Here is a 23322-nt window from a genome sequence, read left to right on the forward strand (position 1 = left end):
CAGAAATCGCCGAAGTGTCACACTTTTCAGGAACACCCCACCTCGTCCCCGGTCACCACCCCGAACTCGCCCTGCTGCACATCCGTCGCCCGCACCCGCGTGACCTGCTTGAAGTCGCTCCCGGCGATCACCTTCAGCACCGGCCCCTGCCCCTTCACGGCCCGCAGCTCGCTTCCGGGCAGCGCGGCGGAGAGGGACTTCGCGGAACGGTCCCAGCGGGGGTCGTAGGCCACGACCGTCCGGCGTACGGCGTGATCGGCCGCGCTCGTCGGCTGGTGCGTCGTGCGGAAGCCGGTCGCCGCCAGCGCCGCGTCGACGCGCTTGCCGAGACCGCCCGTGGCCGTCCCGTTCTCCACTTGGACCCGGATCTGCTGCGGGGCCACGTCCACCTTCACGGCGTTGGCGTGCGCCGCCTTGCGCACGGTCAGGGGCTTGTCGTCGCGCAGGGCCTGGAAGAGCTTGGCCGCCTTCGGCTCGTCCCACTTCAGGGTGGAGCCGATGCCCTTCACGACGTATCCCATCTGCCCGATCGGTACGGTGGTGAACTCGGAGGAGGACGGCGAGAAGGTGCGCATCGCCCGCCCGAGGTCGAGGAGTTCGTCGGTGCCGAAGCCCTTGTCGGCGCGGACCGAGCCGAGCACCGCGCGGGTCACGTCACGGAACTTCAGCGGGTTCAGCAGCACCCCGGAGGAGGTGGCCTGGTCGATCAGCGCCGCCAGGAAACGCTGCTGGCGCTTCATCCGGCCGAGGTCGGAGGCACCGTCGACGTGCCGCGAGCGGACGTACTGGAGGGCCTGCCCGCCCATCAGGGTGTGCGAACCGGCGGGCAGATCGAGACCCGTGTACGAGTCCTTGAGCGGCTCGGCGGTGCAGATCCTCACGCCGCCGAGGACATCGACCGTCTTCATGAAGCTGGTGAAGTCGACCTCCAGGTAGTGGTCGATCTTCACGTGGGTCATGGACTCGACGGTCCGGACGGTGAGGTTGGGGCCGCCCTCCGCGTACGCCGCGTTGAGCTTGATGGGGTGCGGGCCGTGGTGGTCGCCGGTGGTCTGGTCGACGTGCGGGGGCGTCTCGGCGTAGGAGTCGCGGGGGAGGCTGACGACGCTGGCGCGCTCCCGGTCCTCCGAGATGTGCACGATCATGATCGTGTCGGTGCAGTGGCAGGGCGCGCCGCCGAGGTGGTACTGGCGCCGCTCCTGCTCGGTGATCTTGTCGCGGCCGTCGGTGCCGACCAGCAGGACGTTCATGCCGTGGCCCGCGCGCGGGCGGTTCTTCATGTCCTTGAAGGGGTCGACGCGGGCGATGTCGGCGTCGAGGCTGGTGACCACCGCGTGCCCGATCCCGGCGGACGCGAGCACCACCACGGACAGCGTGGTCGCCGCCCGCGTGGCCCAGCGCGGCTTCTTCTTCGGTCGTACGGGGGGCCGTGGGCGCCGCTGAGGGGGACGGGCGGCGGGGGAGCGGCGGGGCGGCGTGGGCATGGGGGACACCTCCGCGAGGGCCGTACGTGGGATCTTGAGCACCGTAGGCCGATACGATCTGATACGACGGCAGACGCCCGGGCGGGGCGCGTCCGTGTCCCCCGTTCGCGGTAACGTGAGCCCCCTATGAACGCCAAGCCCGACGTGCGACTCCCCGCCGTTTCTGTGATCATGCCCGTCCTCGACGAGGAACGGCATCTGCGCGGAGCCGTCCAAGCGATCCTTGCTCAGGAGTACGACGGCGAGATGGAGGTCGTGATCGCCATCGGTCCCTCGAAGGACCGTACGGACGAGATCGCGGCCGAGCTTGTCGCCGAAACCGCGTCTTCTGAGAACAAGCGCGTGCACACCGTCCCGAACCCCACCGGTCGGACGCCCGCCGCCCTCAACGCCGCGATCAAGGCCTCCCGCCATCCGATCGTCGTCCGCGTCGACGGCCACGGCATCCTCTCGCCGAACTACATCGCCACCGCCGTACGCCTCCTGGAGGAGACCGGCGCGCAGAACGTCGGCGGCATCATGCACGCCGAGGGCGAGAACGCCTGGGAGGACGCGGTCGCCGCCGCGATGACCTCGAAGATCGGCGTCGGCAACGCGGCCTTCCACACGGGAGGGGAAGCGGGCTCCGCCGAGACGGTCTACCTCGGGGTGTTCCGCCGCGAGGCACTGGAGCAACAGGGCGGCTACAACGAGGAGTTCATCCGCGCCCAGGACTGGGAGCTGAACTTCCGCATCCGCGAGGCCGGCGGCCTGATCTGGTTCTCGCCCGAACTCCGGGTCTCGTACCGCCCCCGCCCGTCGGTGAAGGCCCTCGCCAAGCAGTACAAGGACTACGGCCGCTGGCGCCACGTCGTCGCCCGCTACCACGAGGGCTCCATCAACCTCCGCTACCTCGCCCCGCCGACGGCGGTCTGCGCGATCGCGGCGGGCATCGTGGCCGGCGCGGTACTGACGCCCTGGGCCTTCCTGATCCCCGCCGGCTACTTCGCCGCCATCACCCTAGGCTCCCTCCCGGCAGGCAAGGGCCTCTCCCTGAAGGCCCGCCTCCAGATCCCGGTAGCCCTCGCCACCATGCACATGTCCTGGGGCTACGGCTTCCTCACCAGCCCCAAGTCCCTTGCCCGCAGGGTGATCGCGTCCAGGCGGCCCGCGGTACTCAGCTCGACCAGCAGCTGAGTACCGCCACCCCGACGACCCGAACTGCTACCAGACGTAGTTCGGGTCGACGTGCATGCACGCCGTGGTGTCCGAGCCGTTGAGGGCGTCCGCCGAGGTCGGGGTCGTGTCGTCCTCGGCCGGGGCCTTGTACTTGGTGCCGGTGGTCCAGTCCGCGCCGACGACCAGGGTGACGCCGGAGACGCTCGTGGACTTCTTCACCGCGCTCGTCGGGATGCCGAGGGCCTTGGCGACCCGTTGGGCGTCGCCCTCCAGGTCGGCGCTCGGGTAGCGGACGAGCGTCGTGGCCTGGCTGGGGGTCGTCGAGGAGTCGGCGACCGCCTCCTTGAAGCCCTTGCCGACGAGGAGTTGGGCGATCGAGGTGGCCCGGCCGCGGACCGCGCCCGTCGTGTCGGTGCGGGTGCCGTTCTCCACCTGTACGGCGATCTTGTCGTCGTCGGCGGCCGGATCGGTGGACGCCTTCACCGCCGTAGTCGTCTTCTTCTTGTCCTTGCCGTCCAGCGCGATGTCCTCACGGACCAGCCGGAACAGCTTCGCCGCGTCGGCCGGCTTGGGCACCACCCGGCCGCTGCTGCCCGAGTACTCCCACGGCATCGTCGTCATGGTGATCCGGCCCGTCGGAACCTTCTTCAGCTCCTTGCTCAGGTCGTACAGCTTGGCCACGGTCCCGAGGCCGTTGTCGACCGTGAGCGCCTTCGTGGCCGTCTCGGCGAGGCTGCGCAGCTTCGTCGGATTGCTCAGCGTCGCGTTCTCCCGCAACTGCCGGACCATCGAGTTCATGTACTGGTGCTGCGCCTTGGTCCGGGCGATGTCGGTGTCGTCCTCGAAGCCGTAACGCGTGCGCAGCCATTGCAGGGCCTGCGTGCCCTTCACGGCCGTGGTCCCCTTCTTCAGCTTCAGGCCGGAGCCCTTGCCGGAGGAGGTGTGCGAGTAGATGTTGGCGTCCACACAGACCGGCACCCCGCCGATCGCGTCCGCCATCGACACGACACCCGCGAAGTCGACCATCATGAAGTGGTCGATGTGGATGTCGGTCAGCTTCTCCCAGGTCGCCACCGTGCACCCGGGGCCGCCGCGGCCCAGCGAGTCGTTCGTGATGACGTCCGTCTCGGCCGCGTACTTCTTGCCGGTGTCCGGGTCCGTGCACTTGGGAATGTCCGTCAACGTGTCGCGCGGCATGCTCACGACCGACATGTTGCTGCGGTCCGCCGAGACGTGGAGCAGCATCTGGACGTCGGCGCGGGCCGGGGTGTCGAACGTGTCCTTCGCGCCGCCCAGCTTCTGGTTCTCCGCGGAGTCCCGCGCGTCCGAACCGATCAGCAGGATGTTCAGCGGCTTCTGCCCGGCCGCGTTGGCCTTGGACTCGGCCGCCCGGTCCTTCTCGTCCCCGATGTTCAGGGGGTCTTTCTTTATGTTGTGGTTGAGGTGCTGGTAGTACAGGAATCCGGCGCCGGCCGTCCCGAGTATGACCAGCACGAGGACACTCGCCGACCAGCGCAAGGCCCGTCGGCTACGGCCCTTGGGTCTGCCCCCGTCCCCGTCCGACGATCCCTTCCTGGCCGCCGGTCTCTTCCCGTCCGCCGGCGTGAGCGACATCGTGTCCTCAACCGCCGGCACCTCCCCACGCACGCTGCTCCGAGTCAAGTCCCCACCCCTCCACGACGCGCCCTGACGCACGGGTCCGCCCCGCGCCCTGTTAGACGCGGAACGGACCCGTGTGGTCACTTACTTGGCGCACTCAACCTTGTCCGCCGTGGACTTCTGGACCCCCTCCGGCGTCGACCCCGCTGTCGAGGTGAGCGGGACGCCGGCTCCCTTGAAGTCCTTGCCCAGGGTCAGCGTCATCGCCGGCAGTCCCTGGGAGTTCTGCACACTCTTGCCCGGCTTCATCGCGGACCCCGAGAGACCCATGATGTCGGCGAGCCGTCGAGCCTGGTCCGCCTGGTCGGGTGCGTACTCAAGGGTCGTCTTCGCGAGCGCCGCCGGAGCGTTGCCCGCGTTCTCGGACTTGAGCACGCCCTCATCATTCTGCAGCCACGTAAGAGTTTCCTGTGCGCTGCCGGCGACGGCCCCTCCGTTGAGGATCCGCACCCGCACCGCGGAGGCGGCGGACTTGGTGCCCTTGAGCCGGGCGGCCACGGCGGCCTTCTCCTTCGCCGCCTGCTGCTTGACGGCGGTGAAGGAGGTGTCGCTCTTGATCAGGGAGAAGACCTGCGGGGCGGTCGTGTTGTTGAGGACGACCGTCACCGGGGTCTTCTCCGCCGGGTTGTCGACGACCGGCACGGTGGTGAAGGTCAGGTTCTTCGGGTTGAGCTTGCCCAGCTCCAGACCGAGGTCCTTCAGCTTGCCGATGGTGTCGAGGTTGTCGTCGACGGTCAGCGCCTTGGTGCCGGCCTCCGCCAGCTTCAGCATCTTCGAGGGGCTGGTGAGCGTGGAGTTGGACTTCAGCTTCCGCATCAGCGCGCTGAGGAACTGCTGTTGCAGCGTGATCCGGCTGAGGTCACCGCCGAAGCCGACCGAGTGCCGGGTCCGCACGAAGGCCAGCGCCTGCTCGCCCGAGAGGTTGTGCGTGCCCTTGGACAGCTTCAGATGCGAGTCGGAGTCGTCGATGTTCTTGGCCAGACAGACCTCGACCCCGCCGACCGCGTCCGTCAGCGTCTTCACGGCGTTGAAGTCGGCCACCATGAAGTCGTCGGGCTGGATCCCGGTCAGCTCGGTGACCGTCCGCACGGTGCAGCTGGGCGTACGGCCGTCCTGCCCGAGGCTGGTGTTGAAGCGGACGCTGGTCGTGCCCGGGATGACCTTGGACGTGCCGTCCGACTGGGTCGTAGGACAGTCCGGGACGTCGGTGATCAGGTCGCGGGGGATGCTGAGCGCGGTCGCGTTCGAGCGGTCCTTGGACACGTGCAGCAGGATCGTGGTGTCCGCGTGGCCGACGCTGCCGGCGTCGCCGTAGCCCTCGTTGCCCGAGCCGGTGCGCTTGTCGGTGCCGATCACCAGCAGGTTGATGGCCTTGCCCTTGCTGAAGCCACCGGTGCTCGCGCCGTCGTCGGAGGCGGTCGTGATGTTGTCGTTGAGGTGCTTGATGTAGAGGTATCCGGCCGCGGAGACGGCGACCAGCACGAAGGCCAGCCCGCCGCCGGTCCACATCAGGACCTTCTTGCCCTTGGCCTTCTTCTTCACCGGCCGGCGCCCGCGCCGCCCGGGTGGCTCCTCGGGCGCGCCCCGCCGTCTGCGCGGCGGCGGCACCTCACGCCCCGGACCCTTCGGGACCGTCTCCCGCTCCGGCGCCGCCACACTGCGGTTCTGCGCAGTGGCTCTACGGGGCCCCGGCACCGCTGACTGCGGTGTGGAAGGAGTCAGTCGCAGTTCGTATTCACCAGTGTTCGGATTGAGTACCCACTGGTCTGCGGGGTCGATGTCGCCCGCCCGCCCACGGCCTTGCGCGTCCACGGTTTACCGAATCCTCCGTCGGGGCCACGCGGCGCCTTCCCCCTCCAGGCGCTCGGGTCTCGTTCATCCGGTGCGCAAGCACACAGCACACCGGATCGCTCACACTATCCGTCCAGTTGAGCGTCAAGTGACTGTGGTGACAAATTCCACGTCCCTACAACCGGTCAATCCGTCCTATTTTTCGGAACAAAAGTTCGTCTGCTTGGCGATCGCTTTACCCGCAGGTGTCCTCGGCGGCGGTGTTCCCGCGAAACGTGGGCGCGGGCGAGACCCCTGAACCGGGCGCCGCATTACGGGAGTTTGCGACGGAATCCTGCGGAACCTGCCGCGTCACGGCGACGGTCGCGTCCACCCGGAGCCGGGCGAACAGCTTTTCGGCCTCGGGCTCCACGAGCTGGTCGCGATTCGCGTTGTAAATGTACGACTCCCGCGGAACGGTGAGGAATTGCACATGTTCGGTGGGGATGTTCCGCAGTCCGCGCACCAGTTCGTACAAACCACGCAGATTCGCCAATTCCGGATCGGTGGTGAGCGAAGAGGTGGCCGCGTCCAGCACGGGATACAACTTCACCGGATTGAAGAGCACATCGTCGCTCTGCACCTTGTTGACGAGCGCCCCCAGGAACCCCTGCTGACGGTCCATCCGATCGGTGTCACTACCGTTCCCGAGCGACTTCCGCGCCCGCACATACCCGAGCGCCTGCTCCCCGTCGAGGGTGACCCTGCCCGCGGGCAGCCTCAACTTGGCGGCCTTGTCACGGATGGGAGCCTTCAGGCAGACGTCCACCCCGTCCACGGCATCGACCATGTCCTTGAACCCATGGAAGTCCACCACCATGTGATGGTCGATCCGCACGTTCGTCAGCTTCTCCACGGTCCGGATCGTGCACCCCGAACCCCCCACCTGGAACGCGTAGTTGAACATCGCGAACATCGGCTCGGTCCGCGTCCCGTCCGGCCGCAGACACCCCGGTACGTCCACCATCAGGTCCCGCGGCAACGACACGGCGGTCGCGCTGCGCCGGTCCGCAGCCAGATGCAACAGGATCGTCGTGTCCGACCGCTCGGTCCCCGAGTCCCGCCCGTACTCCGCGTTGCCGTCCCCCGACCGCGAGTCGGACCCGATCAGCAGAATGTTCTGCGCGCCCTTCACGAGGGCGGTCGGCCGCTCCTTCTCGTACCGGGCGAGCTCGGCGGCGGCGGCGTTGTCGGGCGTGATGTTCGAGTCGAGCTTGGCGTAGACGCCCCATCCGATCCCGGCGGCCCCTACGACGACCACTCCCACCCCGGCCCCGACCCACCGCACCCACCGCCGACGCCGCCGACGTACGAGCCCCGGCCCGGAAGCGGAAGCCCCCGCACCCGGCCCGAGAACGCCTCCTACGGTGTCGTCGAACACGTGCGGTTCCACCCCTCATGGCCGTCGTAAGAGTGTGTGGTCCTGCGTGTGGTTCTGCTCTTACGACCATGGCGTGGATGGGGTGGGGGAGGCGGGCGTTGCTGACCCATTCAGGTGACTGATGCTCTTTGCTTCTAAGGGGCGCGGGGCTGTGTCGATTTGCGGCTCCGCCGCGTGGGCGCGACCAGCCCCCACCGGCCGTAACTCGCCAGACAACCCTCGCCGCCCCCTTCAGAGCCGCGAAACAGTCACCCGCTCACTCTCAACCCGCTTAGCCAAAGACTCCTCGCCCAGCTGATCCACATTCCGGCACAACACCACAGACCCCCCAGAGGCAAGCGGCGCATACAACCCCGCGCTCAACCCGTCCCACGTGCCGTACGACAGCCCCGACAACACCCGACCCCCCGCATCCACACCCCCGTCGGCAAGGGCCCGCTCAACAACCTCGGCCCCCGTGAACTCACTCCCGCCCACGACCAACGCCGGCTCCCCAGGATCGACCGGCGAGAACGCCACAAACCGATCCCCCTGCCCCGGCACCTCAACGGCATAGTCGACAAACCCGGCCGGGGTCTGCGGAAACCGCCCCCCGAGCGGCCGCAAGGCAAGAGCAACCCGCTCCCCACCACACGCCCGCGCCGCTTCCAACGACTCCGGCCCACTGACCACCACATCGGCCCCGGAGGGATCGCCCCCCACGTCAGCGACCACCCCCACAGACGAACACGCCAGCAACCACACCGCCGTCTGCCAGTGCGCCGGCAACAACACCGAGACCCGATCACCGGGCCCGGCGCCGAGATCCCCCTGAAGCAGATTCGCGGTCTTGGCCACCCAATTGGCGAAGGTGGCCACGGACAATTCGACACGTTCCCCCGTGGCGTCGTCGTAGAAGGTCACCAGGGGGCGGCCAGGATCCGCGGCGAGCGCGGAACGCAGCAGGTCGGCAGGGGTGCGATCGGTGGCGTTCACCCGCGCAAGCGTACGCGGGCGCCCACCGCCGCACGCCCCCGCGTCCGGCGCCGGACCACCGGTTCGGACGAACGGCAGCCGACGGTCCGTCAATTCCCGGATGGGCAGATATGTATGGCTATGTTCAGAATCAGGGGCATGCGTGGATTCCTTGCTTCCTCGATCGGCGTCACCTGCGCGGCCGCACTGGCCCTCCCGCTCACCCTGCCCGCGTCCGCGGCGCCGGCATCGGCACCGGCGGCGCGGTCGACGAGCGGCGCGAGAACCGCGTCGACGACCGCCGCACCGGACCTCCCCGGCAGCACCCAGTCGCTGCCCCTCACCCCCCGTACCCGCGACCGCACCCTGGGCGCGGCCCCCGAACAGGGCCTGACCCGCGCCGGCGTCCACCGCTTCTCCCTCGTCGGCGTCACCTGGTCCGACCCCGACACCGAACTGCGCGGCCAGGTCCAGGTCCGCACCCGGACCACCGGCACCGGCACATGGTCGGGCTGGCAGGACATCGACACCCACAACGAGGACCACGGCGCCGACCCCGGCACCGCCGAACGCGACTCCGGCCACGTCCACGGCTCCACGGCCCCGCTGTGGGTGGGCGACTCGGACGGAGTGGACGTACGAGTAAGAGCGAACACGGCGGCGACACGGACCGTAGGAAACATCGACGAACAGCCGTCGTCGCTCCCCACCGGCCTGCACCTGGAACTGGTGGATCCAGGCGCGGCACAAGCCCCGACCGCAGGCGCCCGCCCCGCGACCACCAACCGCACCGCCACCCCCCGCCTCGCCGCCAACGAGATCCCGGCGCTGAGCAAACAGGCCACGGAACGGGACATGGTCGCCCTGGGCGCCAAGGCGCAGCCGTACATCGGCCCGCGCCCGCGGATCGTCACCCGGCACGGCTGGGGCGCCGACGAGAAGCTGCGGGAGAAGGGCTTCGTGTACACGAAGAAGGTCAAGGCGGCCTTCGTGCACCACACCGCGACCGGCAACAACTACCGCTGCTCGCAAGCGCCTTCCGTCATTCGCGGTATCTACCGCTACCACGTCAAGAGCAGTGGCTGGCGCGACATCGGCTACAACTTCCTCGTCGACAAGTGCGGGACCATCTACGAGGGGCGCGCCGGGGGAGTCGCGAAGGCGGTCATGGGCGCCCACACCCTCGGGTTCAACACCAACAGCATGGGGATCGCGGTCCTCGGAACCTTCGGCAGCGCCAAACCGTCCTCGGCGGCAGTGACCGCCATCGCCAAGCTCACCGCATGGAAGCTCGGGCTCTACGGGGTCAATCCGCGCGGCAAGACATACCTGAAGTCCGGTGGTGGCAATCTCTACCGAAAAGGAAAGAACGTACGACTCAATGTGATCTCCGGCCATCGGGACGGGTTCGCCACGGAGTGCCCGGGAAGGCAGCTCTACGGCAAGCTCGGCTCGGCCCGTTCCACGTCGGCCCGGTACCAGGGCCGCTGACAGGGGCGGACCGACAGGGGGCCGGGAAGGGTCTGCGGAACACGCGCGCGGCTGCACGGACACACAGCTGCGCGCGTGCACGGTCTGCATACACTGGCCGGCCGAAAAAACACTTCGGCCGGTCCCGGCAGGAAGCAGAGACGACAGGTGACAGAAGCGATCCTCCTGGTCGGCGGCAAGGGCACCCGGTTGCGCCCGCTCACGGTGCACACGCCGAAGCCGATGGTCAGGGCGGCGGGGGTGCCGTTCCTCACGCATCAGCTGGCGAGAGCGAGAGCGGCGGGCGTGGACCACATCGTCCTGGCCACTTCCTATCTGGCGGAGGTGTTCGAGCCGCACTTCGGTGACGGTTCGTCCCTCGGCCTCCACATCGAGTACGTCACGGAGGACGAGCCCCTCGGCACGGGCGGCGCGATCCGCAACGTGGCCTCGCGCCTCCACTCGGGTCCCGACGACCCCGTCCTGATCTTCAACGGCGACATCCTGACGGGCCTGGACATCAGGGCCCTGGTCCACACCCACGAGACAACCGGCGCGGACGTCTCCCTCCACCTCACCAAGGTCACGGACCCGCGCGCGTACGGCCTGGTCCCCACGGACGAGACGGGCCGAGTCCTGGCCTTCCTGGAGAAGCCCCAGACCCCCGAGGAGATCGTCACCGACCAGATCAACGCGGGCGCGTACGTCTTCCGCCGCTCGATCATCGACACGATCCCGGCGGGCCGCCCGGTATCGGTGGAACGGGAGACCTTCCCGGACCTGCTGGCCGCCGGCGCCCACCTCCAGGGCCTGGTGGACTCGACGTACTGGCTCGACCTCGGCACCCCGGCGGCCTTCGTCCGGGGCTCGGCGGACCTGGTCCTGGGCCGAGCCCCGTCCCCCGCGATCCCGGGCCGCTGCGGAGACCGCCTGGTCCTCCCCACGGCCCGGGTGGCCGCCGACGCCAAACTGACGGGCGGCACGGTGGTCGGCGAGGGCGCCTTCGTGGCGGAGGGCGCGAGAGTCTTCGGTTCGACGATCCTCCCGGGCGCGGTGATCGAACCGGGCGCCGTCATCACCGACTCCCTCATCGGCACCCGAGCCCGAGTCGGCGAACGCTCCGTCCTCACCGGCACGGTCATCGGAGACGGCGCGATCATCGGCGCCGACAACGAACTCCGGGACGGCATGCGGGTGTGGTGCGATGCGCGGATTCCGGCGGGGGCGGTTCGGTTCTCTTCGGATCAGTAGGCAGGGGAGGGGGCGAGCGGAGGGGGGAGGGGCGCTGTCCTTGGGGGCTGCGCCCCGGTGCCTTTAGGGGGTGCTCGGCCTGGGGAGGCGGGCAGTGGGCCGGATCTGGGTGTGGTGAGGGGGCGGGGCCCGCTTCTGGGTGTGCCGGGTTGGGCGGTCGTTGACGTCTGGACCTACCGAGTTGGCTGGCAGTCGGTGCCCAGGCGAGACGCGTCGGTCGGTGGTCGACGCTTTGCCCTACCGAGCCGATCGCCGGTCGACTTCTTGACCTATCGAGCCGATCGCGAATACTTCTCCCGGCCTACTGAGTTGGTCGCCGGCCGGCGTCTCGACCCACCGAGCCGATCGCCGGTGCACCTCTCGGCCCACCGAGCCAGTCGGTGGCCCACTTCTATGCCCACCGAGTCGGGTGGTGGGTGGGCATAGGCCTGGGGGTCTGGGGGCGAAGCCCCCAGGGACGGCGAGCGAGACCCGGTGACTTCGCAGCTTCTCGATGTCATCACGCGGGACCCCGGTGACTTCGCAGCCTCCCGATGCCGCCCCGCGGAACCCCGGCAACCTCACAGCTTCCCGATGTCACCCCGCGGCATCTTCGGCGCCCGTCTCGCCGGAGTCCGCCCGCTCAGCAGAATCAGCCGGACCGCCCGATGCCGCTGCCCCGCATACGGCTCCAGCAACGACAACATCACCGAGTCGTCCGCGTCCCGGTCCCCGGCCAACGCCCACCCCACGATCCCCGGCAGATGCAGATCCCCCACGGTCACCGCGTCCGCCGCCCCATGACTCCGCTGCACGGTCTCCGCGGACGTCCACACCCCCACCCCCGGCACCACCTCCAACCGGGCCCGTGCATCCTCCGCGGACATCGCCCCCGCCTGCTCAAGCCGCGCGGCGACCCGTACGGCACGCAGAATCGTCGAGGCCCGCTTGTCGTCGACCCCGGCCCGATGCCACTCCCACGACGGGATCAACGCCCACGCCCGCGGCGCCGGCATCACCCACATCCGCCCGCCAACAGGACCAGGACCGGGCGCCGGCACCCCGAACTTCCGTACCAGCAACCGCCAGGCCCGATACGCCTCGTCGGTCGTCACCTTCTGCTCCAACACCGACGGAATCAACGACTCCAGCACCAGCCCGGTCCGCGTCAACCGCAACCCCGGCCGCCGGTGCTGAGCCACCGCCACAAGCCGATGCCGAGGCACGAACGCCTCAGGATCATCACCGGCGCCAAGCATCTCCGGCAACCGCTCCAACAACCACTCCGCCCCCGGCCCCCAAGCCTCCCCCCGCACCTCACCCCCGTGCGCGGACACCCGCAACGTCCCCGGCCCCACGGGCGTAAGACTGGCCCGCCACACAGCCCCGTCCGCGTCCGCCCGAAACGTCGGATCCCCGGGCCCCCGCCGCAACGGCCCGAGCACCAGCCCCAGATCAAGCGGCCAGTCCGGCACCCACCTCCGCACCCGTCCCACTTCGGCGACCTGCCGAGGGATACCCCCAGGAACGACAACATCCCCACCCCGCACAGTCGTACGAGTGGGCCGATGAACGAAACGTCCGGCCACGGTGAGTTCCAGGGTGATGTGTGAGGTCTGACAGTGTCACGAGCCTAGGCTGTAGCGCGCCCTTCAGGGGCGCGGGGAACTGCGCGCTCAGCCCCCACCGACCCGCACTCGCATACGGTCCTCCCCCCAACGGCGATTCACCGCACCTCAATAAACGCCCCCGCCCCCCGCTCAGCCCGAGCCGCAGGCGACACCGCCGCATGCCCCACAGCCACCGCCCCCATCGGATCCCACCCCTCCGGCAACCCCAGCACCCCCCGCACGACATCCCGGCAGAACATCGTCGAAGAAACCCACGCCGACCCCAACCGCTCCCCGGCAAGAGCCACCAGGAAGTTCTGCACACCCGCCCCCGCCGCCACCACGAACATCTCCCGCTCCGCCCCGTCCCGCCGCACGTCCCCATACGTGTGCGAACCGTCCATGACGAGACACGGCACCACGAGATACGGCGCCCCGCGCAACACATCCCCCCGCCGCACCCGCTTCGCGATGGACTCCTCGGACTTCCCGTCCCGCCGCAGATCCGCGATCCACGCGTCCCGCATCGCGTCCAGCAGCGAGGTCCGCGACTCGGCGGACTCCAGCAGCACGAACCGCCACGGCGTCGTGTGATGCGGCGCCGGCGCGGTCACCGCCGCGGCCACGGCCCGTCGTACGGCACCGGGGTCGACCGCCTCGTCCGTGAAGGCCCGTACCGTACGACGCTGGGTCACCGCCTCCCGTACGGCCTCCGACGTCCCGAGCCGGAACATGTCGTCACGCCCGCCCCGCACGATGGCCCGCGCGCCCAACTCGTCATCCTCAGAGGTCACGACATGCGGCAGCCCCCGCACCACGGCGACCGGCAGCCCCGCGGCCTTGCCCTTGACGAGATCACCGGCGGCGGCCAGTTCGTCCGCCGTGGCCACGACCGTCGCGCTCAGCGGATTGCCGTAGGCATCCCTGCCCCCGCGCAGATCGTCCAGCACGCGCACCCCGGCGGCGCCGATCGCGACGTCCGTGAGCCCCGTGCGCCACGGTCGCCCGAAGGTGTCGGTGACGACGACGCCGACGCCGATGCCGAGCGCGTCCCGCAGTCCGTCGCGGATCGCGCGCGCGGACGCGTCCGGGTCCTCGGGCAGCAACAGCACAGTGCCGGCAGGGGTGTTGGAGGCGTCGACCCCGGCCGCGGCCATGATCAGCCCCTGCCGGTTCTCCACGATCCGCAGGGCCCCGCGCCGCGCGACGACCCGTACGGTCTCGGCGTCGATCGCGGCCTCCCGGTCGGCCGCCTCGACGATCCGCCCCTCCGCCTTGGACACGATCTTCGAGGTGACGAGGAGCACGTCCCCGTCGACCAGCCCGGGCTCGGCCGCGGCGATCAGCTTGGCCAGATCGTCTCCGGCCGCCACCTCGGGCATCCCGGGCACGGCCCAGACCCGGTACCCCTCCACCGGTACCACCTCGCTCATACCGCCCGCACCTCCTCCGCCAACGCCAGCGCCTCCCGCGCCATCCGCGCGGTCGCCTCGGTGTCGGTCATCATCAGCGGTACGGCCCGGCAGCGGATGCCGGCCGCCTCCACATCCGCCACGGCGGCCGCGTCCACGGTGTCGACGAGCCAGCCGTCGAGCAGCCCCGAGCCGTAGTGCTCGGCCACCGCGGTGGCCGTGGACTCCACGCCCACCGCCGCGAGCACCTTGTCGGCCATCCCGCGCACGGGCGCGTCCCCGACGATGGGGGAGAGGCCGACCACGGGCACCCCGGCCTCGGCGATCGCCTCCCGGATGCCGGGCACGGCGAGGATGGTGCCGACGGAGACGACCGGGTTGGACGGCGGGAAGAGGATGACGTCCGCCTCCGCGATCGCCTCCAGGACCCCGGGCGCGGGTTTGGCCTGCTCGGCCCCGACCGGTACGACGGCCTCGGCGGCCACCGACGCGCGCAGCCGTACCCAGTACTCCTGGAAGTGGATCACCTTGCGCTCACCGTCCACCTCGACGGCGACATGCGTCTCGACGCGGTCGTCCGTCATGGGGATCAGCCGCACCCCGGGCTGCCACCGGTCGCACAGGGCCTCGGTGACCGCGCTCAGCGGGAACCCGGCGCCGATCATCTGGGTCCGCACGATGTGCGTGGCGAAGTCCCGGTCGCCGAGCCCGAACCACTCGGGCCCGACCCCGTACGCCCCGAGTTCCTCCTTGAGGTGGAAGGTCTCGTCGGCCCGACCCCAGCCCTGCTCCTCGTTGATACCGCCGCCGAGCGTGTACATCACCGTGTCGAGGTCCGGGCAGACCTTCAGCCCGAAGAGGTGGATGTCGTCCCCCGTGTTGCCGATCACCGTGATGTCCGCGTCCGGCACGGCCTGCTTGAGACCGCGCAGGAACCGGGCACCACCGATACCGCCTGCCAGAACCACAATGCGCATGGGGACAAGTCTTGCAGGCGGGTCCGACAACGCGGCGGGCAGTCGTCCCATCGCGCACCGAGTCGCGTGCCCGGCGGTCACCGCGTCGGGTCAGGCGGTCACGGCGTCGACCGGCTCGGACCCGGTGCGCCGCGCGCACGCCGTGTGCATCGGCATCGCGGTCAGGCCGGGGAAGTAGACGTGCAGGCTTATGGCCGGTTCGAGGGTGTCGTTGACGACCTCGTGGACGTACCCCGGCGCGAACACCCGCTGCGCGCCCGCCCCCAACGCGCGCGTGCCCCGTTCGGTGCGCTCGGTCAGCGTGCCGTCCAGGACGGTCAGTACACCGGAGGAGCGGCCGTGGTCGTGCAGCCCGCTGCCCTGTCCGGGCACCCAGGACAGCAGCCACACCTCGTAGCCGGGGCCGGTGCGCAGCCGGTGGTACCAGCGGGTCGTCGCGTCGAACTCGACGAGGTGCTCCCACTGGGCGCGGTCGGCCGCGACGGAGCGCGCCAGGCCGACGAACTCGGCCACGGTGGAGGGGTGTTCGCGCGGCGGCTGGAGGAGGTGCGGGACTTCGAGGATGTCGCCGGCGATCTGGAGGTCGCTGTCGCTGTTCATGGGGGTGCGGTGGTTCCTCGGCGTAAGTAAGTAACGGCGGGGGCTGGGTGTCACCAAATGAAGAGAGCAAGCAGGGCTGGAGCGCGTGGGCTCAACAGCTGGAACAGCAACAACAGCTACAGCGAGCGTGGGCAGCACCGAGGGACCCGGCGGTGCGGGTCGAGGTGGGTGCCGAGTTCGCGAGCATGCCCACAAGGACAGCGGTTCACACCCGCACTGTCAACTCGACGCCCGGCATGTGGGACATGTTTCACCTCATCCGGTTCATCTCCGAGGTGAAAGGTTTGTTCAGGTGTCTACCGGGACACATGGCGCACAACCGGGCGCACAAACCCCAGTGGAACGAGATCGAACTCCTGGGCGTCCTCCCCCGTACAGGCTCCGTCCCGGGGTAGGAGGCGCTCGGGAGGGTCTCTTCTGCTTGTCAATGTTTATGCCGATTTGAACACTTTCCGCTAGCCCTTGGTTCCGCAGAGTGAATAAGGGGCCCAATAGCAGATCTCGGCTTGACTCGCCCGGAGCAGCACACTTGTAATTTCACTCGTGTCGTTCAGCCGACATCGGTAACGGCCACATCACGGGGACGCGAAAGACGGACGAGGGGCGCACATGACCGAGCTGGTGCAGCAACTGCTGGTCGACGACGCGGACGAGGAACTCGGCTGGCAGGAGCGCGCGCTGTGCGCCCAGACCGACCCCGAGTCCTTCTTCCCCGAGAAGGGCGGCTCCACCCGCGAGGCCAAGAAGGTCTGCCTGGCCTGTGAGGTCCGCTCCGAATGCCTCGAATACGCCCTCGCCAACGACGAACGCTTCGGCATCTGGGGCGGCCTCTCCGAGCGGGAACGCCGTCGGCTCAAGAAGGCCGCCGTCTGAAGCCGGACGGCACACCTCCGGACATACCTCGGGACATACCTCGGGACGTACCGAACGGCCCGTCGCGGCTGGGTTATCCACAGGCGGCGGGCCGTCGTCATGCCCAGCCGATAGTGTGGGCGCTCGTCCGAGACGTACCGCGGTCCCCTCGGGACACGGGCGTCCACCGCAGTCCATCGAACCGGGGCCCGTACCTCGATGTCCGTGCACAGCCACACGGCAGGCCAACACGACGCTGCCACTCCTGAGTTCCCGCGTCACGTGGTGACCGCGGTGCTCGTCTCCCACGACGGCGCCCGCTGGCTGCCCGACGCGCTCGCCGGGCTGCTCGGCCAGGAGCGCCCCGTGCAGAGCGTCATGGCCGCCGACACCGGCAGCGCGGACGACTCCGCCCAGCTGGTCACCGACGCCCTCGGCGCCGACCGCGTGCTCCACCTCGCCCGGCGCACCGGCTTCGGCCAGGCCGTCGAGGAGGCCAACCGCATCGCGCCCCTGCTGACCCCGGACGAGCTGCTGTACCTGAAGCGCCCCAGCGGCTGGGACCCCGTCACGCGCACGTGGCGCGACGACGCCTACGACATGCCCGAACTCCCGTACGGCGAGCCCGTCCAGTGGCTGTGGCTGCTGCACGACGACTCCGCCCCGGAGCCCGACGCCCTGGCGCAACTGCTGCGGGTCGTGGACCAGGAGTACGAGCTGGGCCGCGACGACGTGGCCGTCGTAGGCCCCAAGCTGCGCGGCTGGTACGACCGGCGGCAGCTGCTGGAGGTCGGCGTCACCATCGCTCACTCCGGCCGCCGCTGGACCGGCCTGGACCGCCGCGAACAGGACCAGGGACAGCACGACCACGTACGGCCCGTGCTGTCCGTGTCCACCGCCGGCATGCTCGTCCGGCGCGACGTCTTCGACGAACTCGGCGGCTTCGACCGCCGGTTGCCCCTGATGCGCGACGACGTCGACCTGTGCTGGCGCGCAACCGCCGCCGGCCACCGCGTCCTGGTCGCCCCCGAGGCGGTCGTCCGGCACGCCGAGGCGGCCTCCCGCGAGCGCCGCGCCGTCGACTGCGCGGGCCGCACCGTCGCCTCCCCGCACAAGGTCGACAAGGCCGGCGCGGTCTACACCCTGCTCGTCAACAGCCGTACGGCAGTGCTGCCCTGGGTGCTCGTCAGGGTCGTCGTCGGCACACTGCTGCGGACCGTCGCCAACCTCGTCGGCAAGGTCCCCGGACAGGCCCTCGACGAGATCCGCGGCCTCCTGGGGACCCTGTTGCGCCCCGAGCGGATCCTCGCCGGCAGGCGCAGGCGCGCCGGCGCCCAGATCGACAAGGCCGAACTGCGGCCCCTGTTCCCGCCGCCCGGCGCGACCGTGCGGGCCACCTTCGAACAGGTCGCCGGAAGCTTCGTCGACACCTCCGACCCCGAGATCACCTCCGGAGCCGGCCGGCACGGCGGTGCCGTCGAGTCCGGACCCGGCGGCGACGACGCGGACTTCCTGGAGATCGAGCAGTTCGCGCGCGTGAAGCGCATCGCCCGCAAGCCGGGCCCGGTGCTGTTCCTGGTGCTGCTGCTCGTCTCCCTCGTCGCCTGCCGCGGCCTGCTCGCCAGCGGCGCGCTCACGGGCGGCGCGCTGCTGCCCGCCCCGGGCGACTCCGGCGAGCTGTGGTCGCGCTTCCTGGACTCCTGGCACCCGGTGGGCGTCGGCGGCACCCCGTCCGCGCCGCCGTACCTCGCGTTCGTCGCGATGCTCTCCTCGCTGCTCTTCGGCTCGACCGGCTTCGCGGTCACGGTCCTCCTGGTCGCGTCGGTCCCGCTGGCCGGGTTCACCGCCTACTTCGCGTCCCGCCCGCTCGTCGAGTCGCGCCTGCTGCGCGCGTGGGCGGCCGTCGTCTACGCCTTCCTGCCCGCCGCCACCGGCGCCCTCGCGGGCGGCCACATCGGCACCGCCGTGCTCGCCGTGCTGCTCCCGCTGATGGCCCGCGCGGGCATCGCGGCCAGCGGCCTCACGCACGCCTCCGGGGCCCGCGGCAGCTGGCGCGCCACCTGGGCGTACGCCCTGCTCCTGACGGTCACCACGGCCTTCACGCCGATCATCTGGCCCATCACGCTGCTCCTGGGCGTCGCGCTGCTGGCCGTGCGCCGCGGCGACCTCGTCGGCTACGGACCGCGCTTCCTGGCCCAGTACGGCACCCCGCTGCTGATGCTGGCGCCCTGGTCGCTGACCCTGCTCCCGTTCGGCTTCTTCCAGCAGGCAGGCCTGGAGTACGGCTCCGGGTCCGCGTCCCCCCTCGACCTGCTCGGCGCCAGCCCGGGCGGCCCCGGCACGGTCAGCGGCCTGATGCTCATCGGCATCGTCCTGGCCGCGCTCGCCGCCCTGCTGCGCAGTGAGCGTCAGTTCGGCATCTGGACGGCCTGGGGCGTCGCCCTGGTGGGCCTCGTCTTCGCCGTCCTGTCCAACAGCTCCACCTGGGCGGGCCCCGCGACCCTCGTCTACGGCCTCGCCCTCCTCGCCGCCGCCGCGCTCGGCGCCGACGGGGCACGCGCGCGTGTGGCCGAGCAGAGCTTCGGCTGGCGCCAGCCGGTGGCCGTCCTGATCGCCTTCGCCTCGGCCGCGGGCCCGCTGCTCGTCGCCGCAGGCTGGATGATCCGCGGCGCCGACGGCCCCCTGGAGCGCCACGACCCGACCCAGGTGCCCGCGTTCGTCGCCGAGGAGAGCGGCACCCGGGACCAGGCCCGCACCCTCGTCCTCGACAGCGACTCCGCCGCCCACGTCGGCTACATGCTGGTGCGCGGCTCCGGCACCCGCATGGGAGACGGCGAGTTCGCCGCGGCGGACGGCGAGAACACCAAGCTCGACAAGGTCGTCGCCAACCTCGTCGCCGGCTCCGGCGCCGACCAGGCCGACGAACTCGGCGGCTTCGCCGTGCGCTACGTCCTCGTCCACAAGGGCGCGCCCCGCGAGGTCAGCCGCGTCCTGGACGCCACCCCCGGCCTCAGCAGGCTCAGCCAGGCCGACGGCAGCGCCTTGTGGCAGGTGGACGAGGAGGTCTCCCGCGCGGCGATCGTCACCGGCTCCGGCACCCCGAAGCCCGTCGCCGCCGGACCCGTCGACATCCACACCACGATCCCGTCCGGCGCCACCGGCCGTGTCCTGCGCCTCGCCGACTCCGTCGCCGCGGGCTGGACAGGCACCCTGGACGGCAAGCCGCTCACCCGCACCACGGTCGACGGCTGGGCCCAGGGCTTCGAACTCCCCGCCTCCGGCGGCAGGTTGGACGTCACCTACGACGACCCGATCGGGCACACCGCCTGGCTGTGGACCCAGGGCGCACTCGCCCTCGTCCTCGTCGTGCTCGCCCTCCCGGGCCGCCGCCGTGAGATCGACGACGACCTCCCCGAGGAGGAGCTGATCCCGGCCCAGGCGGTCGCGGGCGAGGGCCGCAGGGCCCGCCGCCTGCGCGCCCAGGCGGAGGCCGAATCCACCGACGAGACCGACGACCCGGCGGACACCGGGCAGTTCGACGCCTTCGCGACGAACACCACGCCTCCTCCGGAGGAGGAGGCCGTCGTCGCGATCCCGCAGCAGCAGTCCTACGGCGAGTGGGACGCGGCGAGCTACGCGGGCGCCGAGTACGGCACCTACGGCGGCGAGCAGTACCAGGCCAACGAGCAGTACCCGCCCGGTACTTACGACCAGTCGTACCAGGCGGACCCCTACCAGACCGGTCAGGCCGGCCAGTACGACCCGTACGCGTACGGCGGCCAGCCCGCGACACCGGCGTACGACCCGACGTACGACCCGGGCTACGACCCGAACCAGGGGCAGAACCAGGGGCAGAACCAGGGCTACGACCCGAACTACGACCCCGCCTACGACCCGACGTACGACCCGGACCAGCAGCAACGACCGCACGGCAACGAGCGCCCCGACGGGAGCCAGCAGTGAACCGCCCCACCCTGTCCCTCCTCGCCGGCGTGGTCGCGCTCGCCGCCGTCACCGGGTTCGCCGAGATGAAGGCACCGGCCGCGTCCGGCACCGGCACCGCCAAGGCGGCCGCCCGGCTGCCCGTGGAGCGCACCAGCCTGCTCTGCCCGGCGCCCAGCACCTCCGACCTCGCCGACACCTCGTACACGTCCTTCACGCCCGTCACGACGGGCACCGACAGCGGCGGCAAGGCCGAACTCCAGTCCGCCACCGAGGAGTCGGGCGACGGCACGAGCAGCAAGAAGAAGCCCGCCAAGCCCGTCCTGGAGCCGAAGGCCCCCGGCACCCCGGCCACCGGCGACAGCTCCGGCGCCGACGCACCCGCGCTGCTCGGCACCGCCGAGGGCAAGTACGCGCCCGGCTGGTCCGTCCAGGAGACCACCGAGGTCGCCGCGGGCAACGGCCGCGGCCTCCAGGGCGTCAACTGCACCGCCCCGGACACCGAGTTCTGGTTCCCGGGCGCCAGCACCGCCACCGGCCGCACCGACTACGTGCACCTCACCAACCCGGACGACTCCGCCGCCGTCGTCGACATCGAGCTCTACGGCAAGGACGGCGACCTCAAGTCGACGGTGGGGGAGGGCATCACGGTCGAGCCGCACGCCAGCGAGCCGATCCTGCTGTCCACGCTCACCGACGACCCGGAGACCGACCTGACCGTGCATGTGAGCGTGCGCAGCGGCCGGGTCGGCGCGTCCGTGCAGGCCCTCGACTCCAAGCTCGGCGGCGACTGGCTGGCCGCGTCCACGGACCCGGCGGGCAGCCTGGTGATGCCGGGCATCCCGAAGGACGCCACCTCCGTGCGGCTGATCGCCTTCACGCCGGGCGACTCGGACGCCGACCTGAAGGTGCGACTGTCGTCACCCACGGGGATGATCACGCCGGCCGGGCACGAGACCGTGCACGTGAAGGCGGGCATGACGACCGCCGTCGACCTGGGCGACGTCACGCGCGGCGACCCGGGCTCCCTGGTGCTGACACCGACCGACCAGTCCGTGCCGATCGTCGCCGCGCTGAAGGTCGTACGGGGCAAGGGCAGCAAGCAGGAGACGGCGTTCATCCCGGCGACCGGCCAGGTCGGCGCGCGCGCGACGTCCGCCGACAACAGCGCCAAGGGCTCCACGCTGTCCCTGGTCGCGCCCACCCGCACCGCGACGGTCAAGGTCACCGCGTCCGCGGGCAGCGGCGGCGGTACGCCCGTCTCGAAGACGTACACGATCAAGGCCGGCACCACCGAGGACGTCGAACTCCCGGTCCCCGCAGGCCTGAAGGGCACCTACGCGCTGACGGTCGAACCGCAGTCGGGCGGCCCGGTGTACGCGGCCCGCACACTGTCGGCGACCGAGGAGGGCGTACCGGGCTTCACCATCCAGACACTGCCCGACGACCGGGGAACAGTGTCGGTGCCGCAGACGGACGAGGACCTGTCGGTGTTGCAGAAGAAGTAGGAGTCGGGGGCACGCGCGCGTGGGGAGGGCTCAGTCCTCCCCGTAGCGCGGATCGACCGTCTCCGGGGTGAGCCCCAGCAGTTCGGCGACCTGCTCCACGACGATCTCGTGGACGAGGGCGGCCCGTTCGTCGCGCCCCTTCGTGCGGATCTCGACGGGGCGCCGGTAGATCACCACGCGCGCGGGCTGGCCCTCGCGGGCGGCGATCGTGCCTCCCAGGGGCACCGACTCGTCGTTCCAGCCCTCGCCCGCACCACCCAGTCGAGGGACTTCCAGGACGAGGAAATCGATGTCGGACAGCTGCGGCCAGCGCCGCTCCAGGCGCTCCACGGAGTCCTGCACCAGATCCGCGAACGCGTCGGCGCGGCTCGCGGCGAGCGGAACCTGGGGCGGCGCGATCGGGCCGCGCATGCCCCGGCCGTGGCGATCGCGGCGGTGGGGCCCGGGGCCGGCGGCGGAGGGCGGTACGGGGGTGTCCATCACTGGTGAAGCGTAGTCCCCGTCAGGTCCGGCCGCCCGACTCCACCCGCCGTCGGACGCTCCGCACGGCATGTCGCCGGATGACCATTCCAGCCAAGGTTGGGCTCGATTCCGTAGGTCTCGAAGACCGTCCCTCTCAAGGCAATTGACGGTGTTTGTGCCGAGTGGTGACCGGATCCGACCCCGTTCGAGATCTCGGGAGAGGGTGTTCGTGCAGGTCAGCCGCGTGTTGTCGGTGAGGTGTGTGGGGCGTTTCACAGCCCGACACGGTGGGGTGACCTGGGGGAGAGTCGTCGCGGCCCGCTCAAGAGTGCGGTACCGTCCAACGTCGTGAGCCCCGTACGTCGCTGTTCGCGCACCGCTTGCGGCCGCCCCGCCGTCGCGACGCTGACGTACGTCTACGCCGACTCGACCGCGGTCCTCGGCCCCCTCGCCACCTACGCCGAACCCCACTGCTACGACCTGTGCGCCGAGCACTCCGAGCGCCTCACCGCGCCCCGCGGCTGGGAAGTCGTCCGCCTCCTCGACAGCTCCGCCCCGGCCCGCCCGACCGGCGACGACCTGGAAGCGCTCGCCAATGCCGTGCGCGAGGCGGCCCGCCCCCAGGAGCGGGCGGCAGGCGCGGGCGGCGGAGGCGGGGCCCGCACGGTGGACCCGATGGAGGTCGCACGCCGGGGTCACCTTCGGGTGCTGCGCTCACCGGACAACTGACGCGGTCCGTCCCGGAGTTCGTTCAACGATCCGGTCGTTCAGTGAACCCGTCGTTCAACGATTC

Annotated in this window: 17 protein-coding genes; 7 read left to right on the forward strand and 10 right to left on the reverse strand. The window is 70.7% G+C overall.

The genetic code is table 11. The features are described 5' to 3' along the window. Positions 1-26: 26 nt before the first annotated feature. Positions 27-1484, reverse strand: a complete 1458-nt coding sequence (locus OG194_RS28005; RefSeq protein WP_327403555.1) for an LCP family protein — start codon at positions 1482-1484, stop codon at positions 27-29. Positions 1485-1610: 126 nt separating this feature from the next. Between OG194_RS28005 and OG194_RS28010 the strand changes: the two genes are divergently transcribed. After that, positions 1611-2660 carry a glycosyltransferase family 2 protein gene (locus OG194_RS28010; protein ID WP_327403556.1) on the forward strand — a complete coding sequence of 350 codons (1050 nt, stop codon included), beginning with the start codon at positions 1611-1613 and terminating at the stop codon, positions 2658-2660. Between the two features lie 27 nt (positions 2661-2687). On the opposite strand, the gene OG194_RS28015 is transcribed toward OG194_RS28010, so the two are convergent. From OG194_RS28015 to OG194_RS28030, 4 genes are all read right to left on the reverse strand, one after another. Then, the gene (locus OG194_RS28015) at positions 2688-4256 is read right to left on the reverse strand and encodes an LCP family protein (protein ID WP_327403557.1); all 1569 of its coding nucleotides are present in this window, start codon (positions 4254-4256) and stop codon (positions 2688-2690) included. A gap of 129 nt (positions 4257-4385) precedes the next feature. Continuing rightward, the gene (locus tag OG194_RS28020; RefSeq protein ID WP_327403558.1) at positions 4386-6113 is read right to left on the reverse strand and encodes an LCP family protein; all 1728 of its coding nucleotides are present in this window, start codon (positions 6111-6113) and stop codon (positions 4386-4388) included. Between the two features lie 214 nt (positions 6114-6327). Beyond that, positions 6328-7512 (reverse strand): LCP family protein, encoded by a 1185-nt coding sequence (locus tag OG194_RS28025; protein ID WP_327403559.1) that lies wholly within the window; start codon positions 7510-7512, stop codon positions 6328-6330. Between the two features lie 231 nt (positions 7513-7743). Next, on the reverse strand, positions 7744-8487 hold the full coding sequence (locus OG194_RS28030; RefSeq protein WP_327403561.1) for a TIGR03089 family protein: 744 nt from the start codon (positions 8485-8487) through the stop codon (positions 7744-7746). A 138-nt stretch (positions 8488-8625) separates the two neighbouring features. Between OG194_RS28030 and OG194_RS28035 the strand changes: the two genes are divergently transcribed. After that, entirely contained in the window at positions 8626-9957 is a 1332-nt protein-coding gene (locus OG194_RS28035) for a peptidoglycan recognition protein family protein (RefSeq protein ID WP_327403562.1), read from the forward strand. A gap of 147 nt (positions 9958-10104) precedes the next feature. Beyond that, complete coding sequence (locus OG194_RS28040; protein ID WP_327403563.1) at positions 10105-11187, forward strand: NDP-sugar synthase; 1083 nt, start codon at positions 10105-10107, stop codon at positions 11185-11187. Positions 11188-11747: 560 nt separating this feature from the next. On the opposite strand, the gene OG194_RS28045 is transcribed toward OG194_RS28040, so the two are convergent. From OG194_RS28045 to OG194_RS28060, 4 genes are all read right to left on the reverse strand, one after another. Next, positions 11748-12755 carry a DNA-3-methyladenine glycosylase family protein gene (locus OG194_RS28045; RefSeq protein WP_327403565.1) on the reverse strand — a complete coding sequence of 336 codons (1008 nt, stop codon included), beginning with the start codon at positions 12753-12755 and terminating at the stop codon, positions 11748-11750. Between the two features lie 137 nt (positions 12756-12892). Further along, complete coding sequence (locus OG194_RS28050) at positions 12893-14209, reverse strand: coenzyme F420-0:L-glutamate ligase (RefSeq protein ID WP_327403566.1); 1317 nt, start codon at positions 14207-14209, stop codon at positions 12893-12895. Further along, on the reverse strand, positions 14206-15165 hold the full coding sequence (cofD, locus tag OG194_RS28055) for a 2-phospho-L-lactate transferase (RefSeq protein WP_327403567.1): 960 nt from the start codon (positions 15163-15165) through the stop codon (positions 14206-14208). The genes OG194_RS28050 and cofD overlap by 4 nt, the downstream gene beginning before the upstream one ends. Positions 15166-15255: 90 nt before the next feature. After that, positions 15256-15765, reverse strand: a complete 510-nt coding sequence (locus OG194_RS28060; protein ID WP_327403568.1) for a cysteine dioxygenase — start codon at positions 15763-15765, stop codon at positions 15256-15258. A gap of 609 nt (positions 15766-16374) precedes the next feature. Between OG194_RS28060 and OG194_RS28065 the strand changes: the two genes are divergently transcribed. The 3 genes from OG194_RS28065 (at position 16375) to OG194_RS28075 (ending at position 22067) form a co-directional block, all read left to right on the forward strand. Beyond that, complete coding sequence (locus tag OG194_RS28065) at positions 16375-16638, forward strand: WhiB family transcriptional regulator (RefSeq protein WP_003975777.1); 264 nt, start codon at positions 16375-16377, stop codon at positions 16636-16638. A 198-nt stretch (positions 16639-16836) separates the two neighbouring features. Beyond that, complete coding sequence (locus OG194_RS28070) at positions 16837-20580, forward strand: glycosyltransferase (protein ID WP_327403569.1); 3744 nt, start codon at positions 16837-16839, stop codon at positions 20578-20580. Beyond that, on the forward strand, positions 20577-22067 hold the full coding sequence (locus OG194_RS28075) for a DUF5719 family protein (RefSeq protein ID WP_327403570.1): 1491 nt from the start codon (positions 20577-20579) through the stop codon (positions 22065-22067). Before OG194_RS28070 ends, OG194_RS28075 begins: the two co-directional genes overlap by 4 nt. 30 nt (positions 22068-22097) lie before the next feature. On the opposite strand, the gene OG194_RS28080 is transcribed toward OG194_RS28075, so the two are convergent. Beyond that, positions 22098-22547, reverse strand: coding sequence for a metallopeptidase family protein (locus OG194_RS28080; RefSeq protein WP_327407231.1), 450 nt, complete (start codon positions 22545-22547; stop codon positions 22098-22100). Positions 22548-22826: 279 nt separating this feature from the next. On the opposite strand from OG194_RS28080, the gene OG194_RS28085 reads away from it, so the two are divergent. Then, positions 22827-23258, forward strand: a complete 432-nt coding sequence (locus OG194_RS28085) for a DUF3499 domain-containing protein (protein ID WP_327407232.1) — start codon at positions 22827-22829, stop codon at positions 23256-23258. Positions 23259-23322 lie beyond the last annotated feature (64 nt).

The organism is Streptomyces sp. NBC_01288, assembly GCF_035982055.1.
GTDB lineage: Bacteria > Actinomycetota > Actinomycetes > Streptomycetales > Streptomycetaceae > Streptomyces.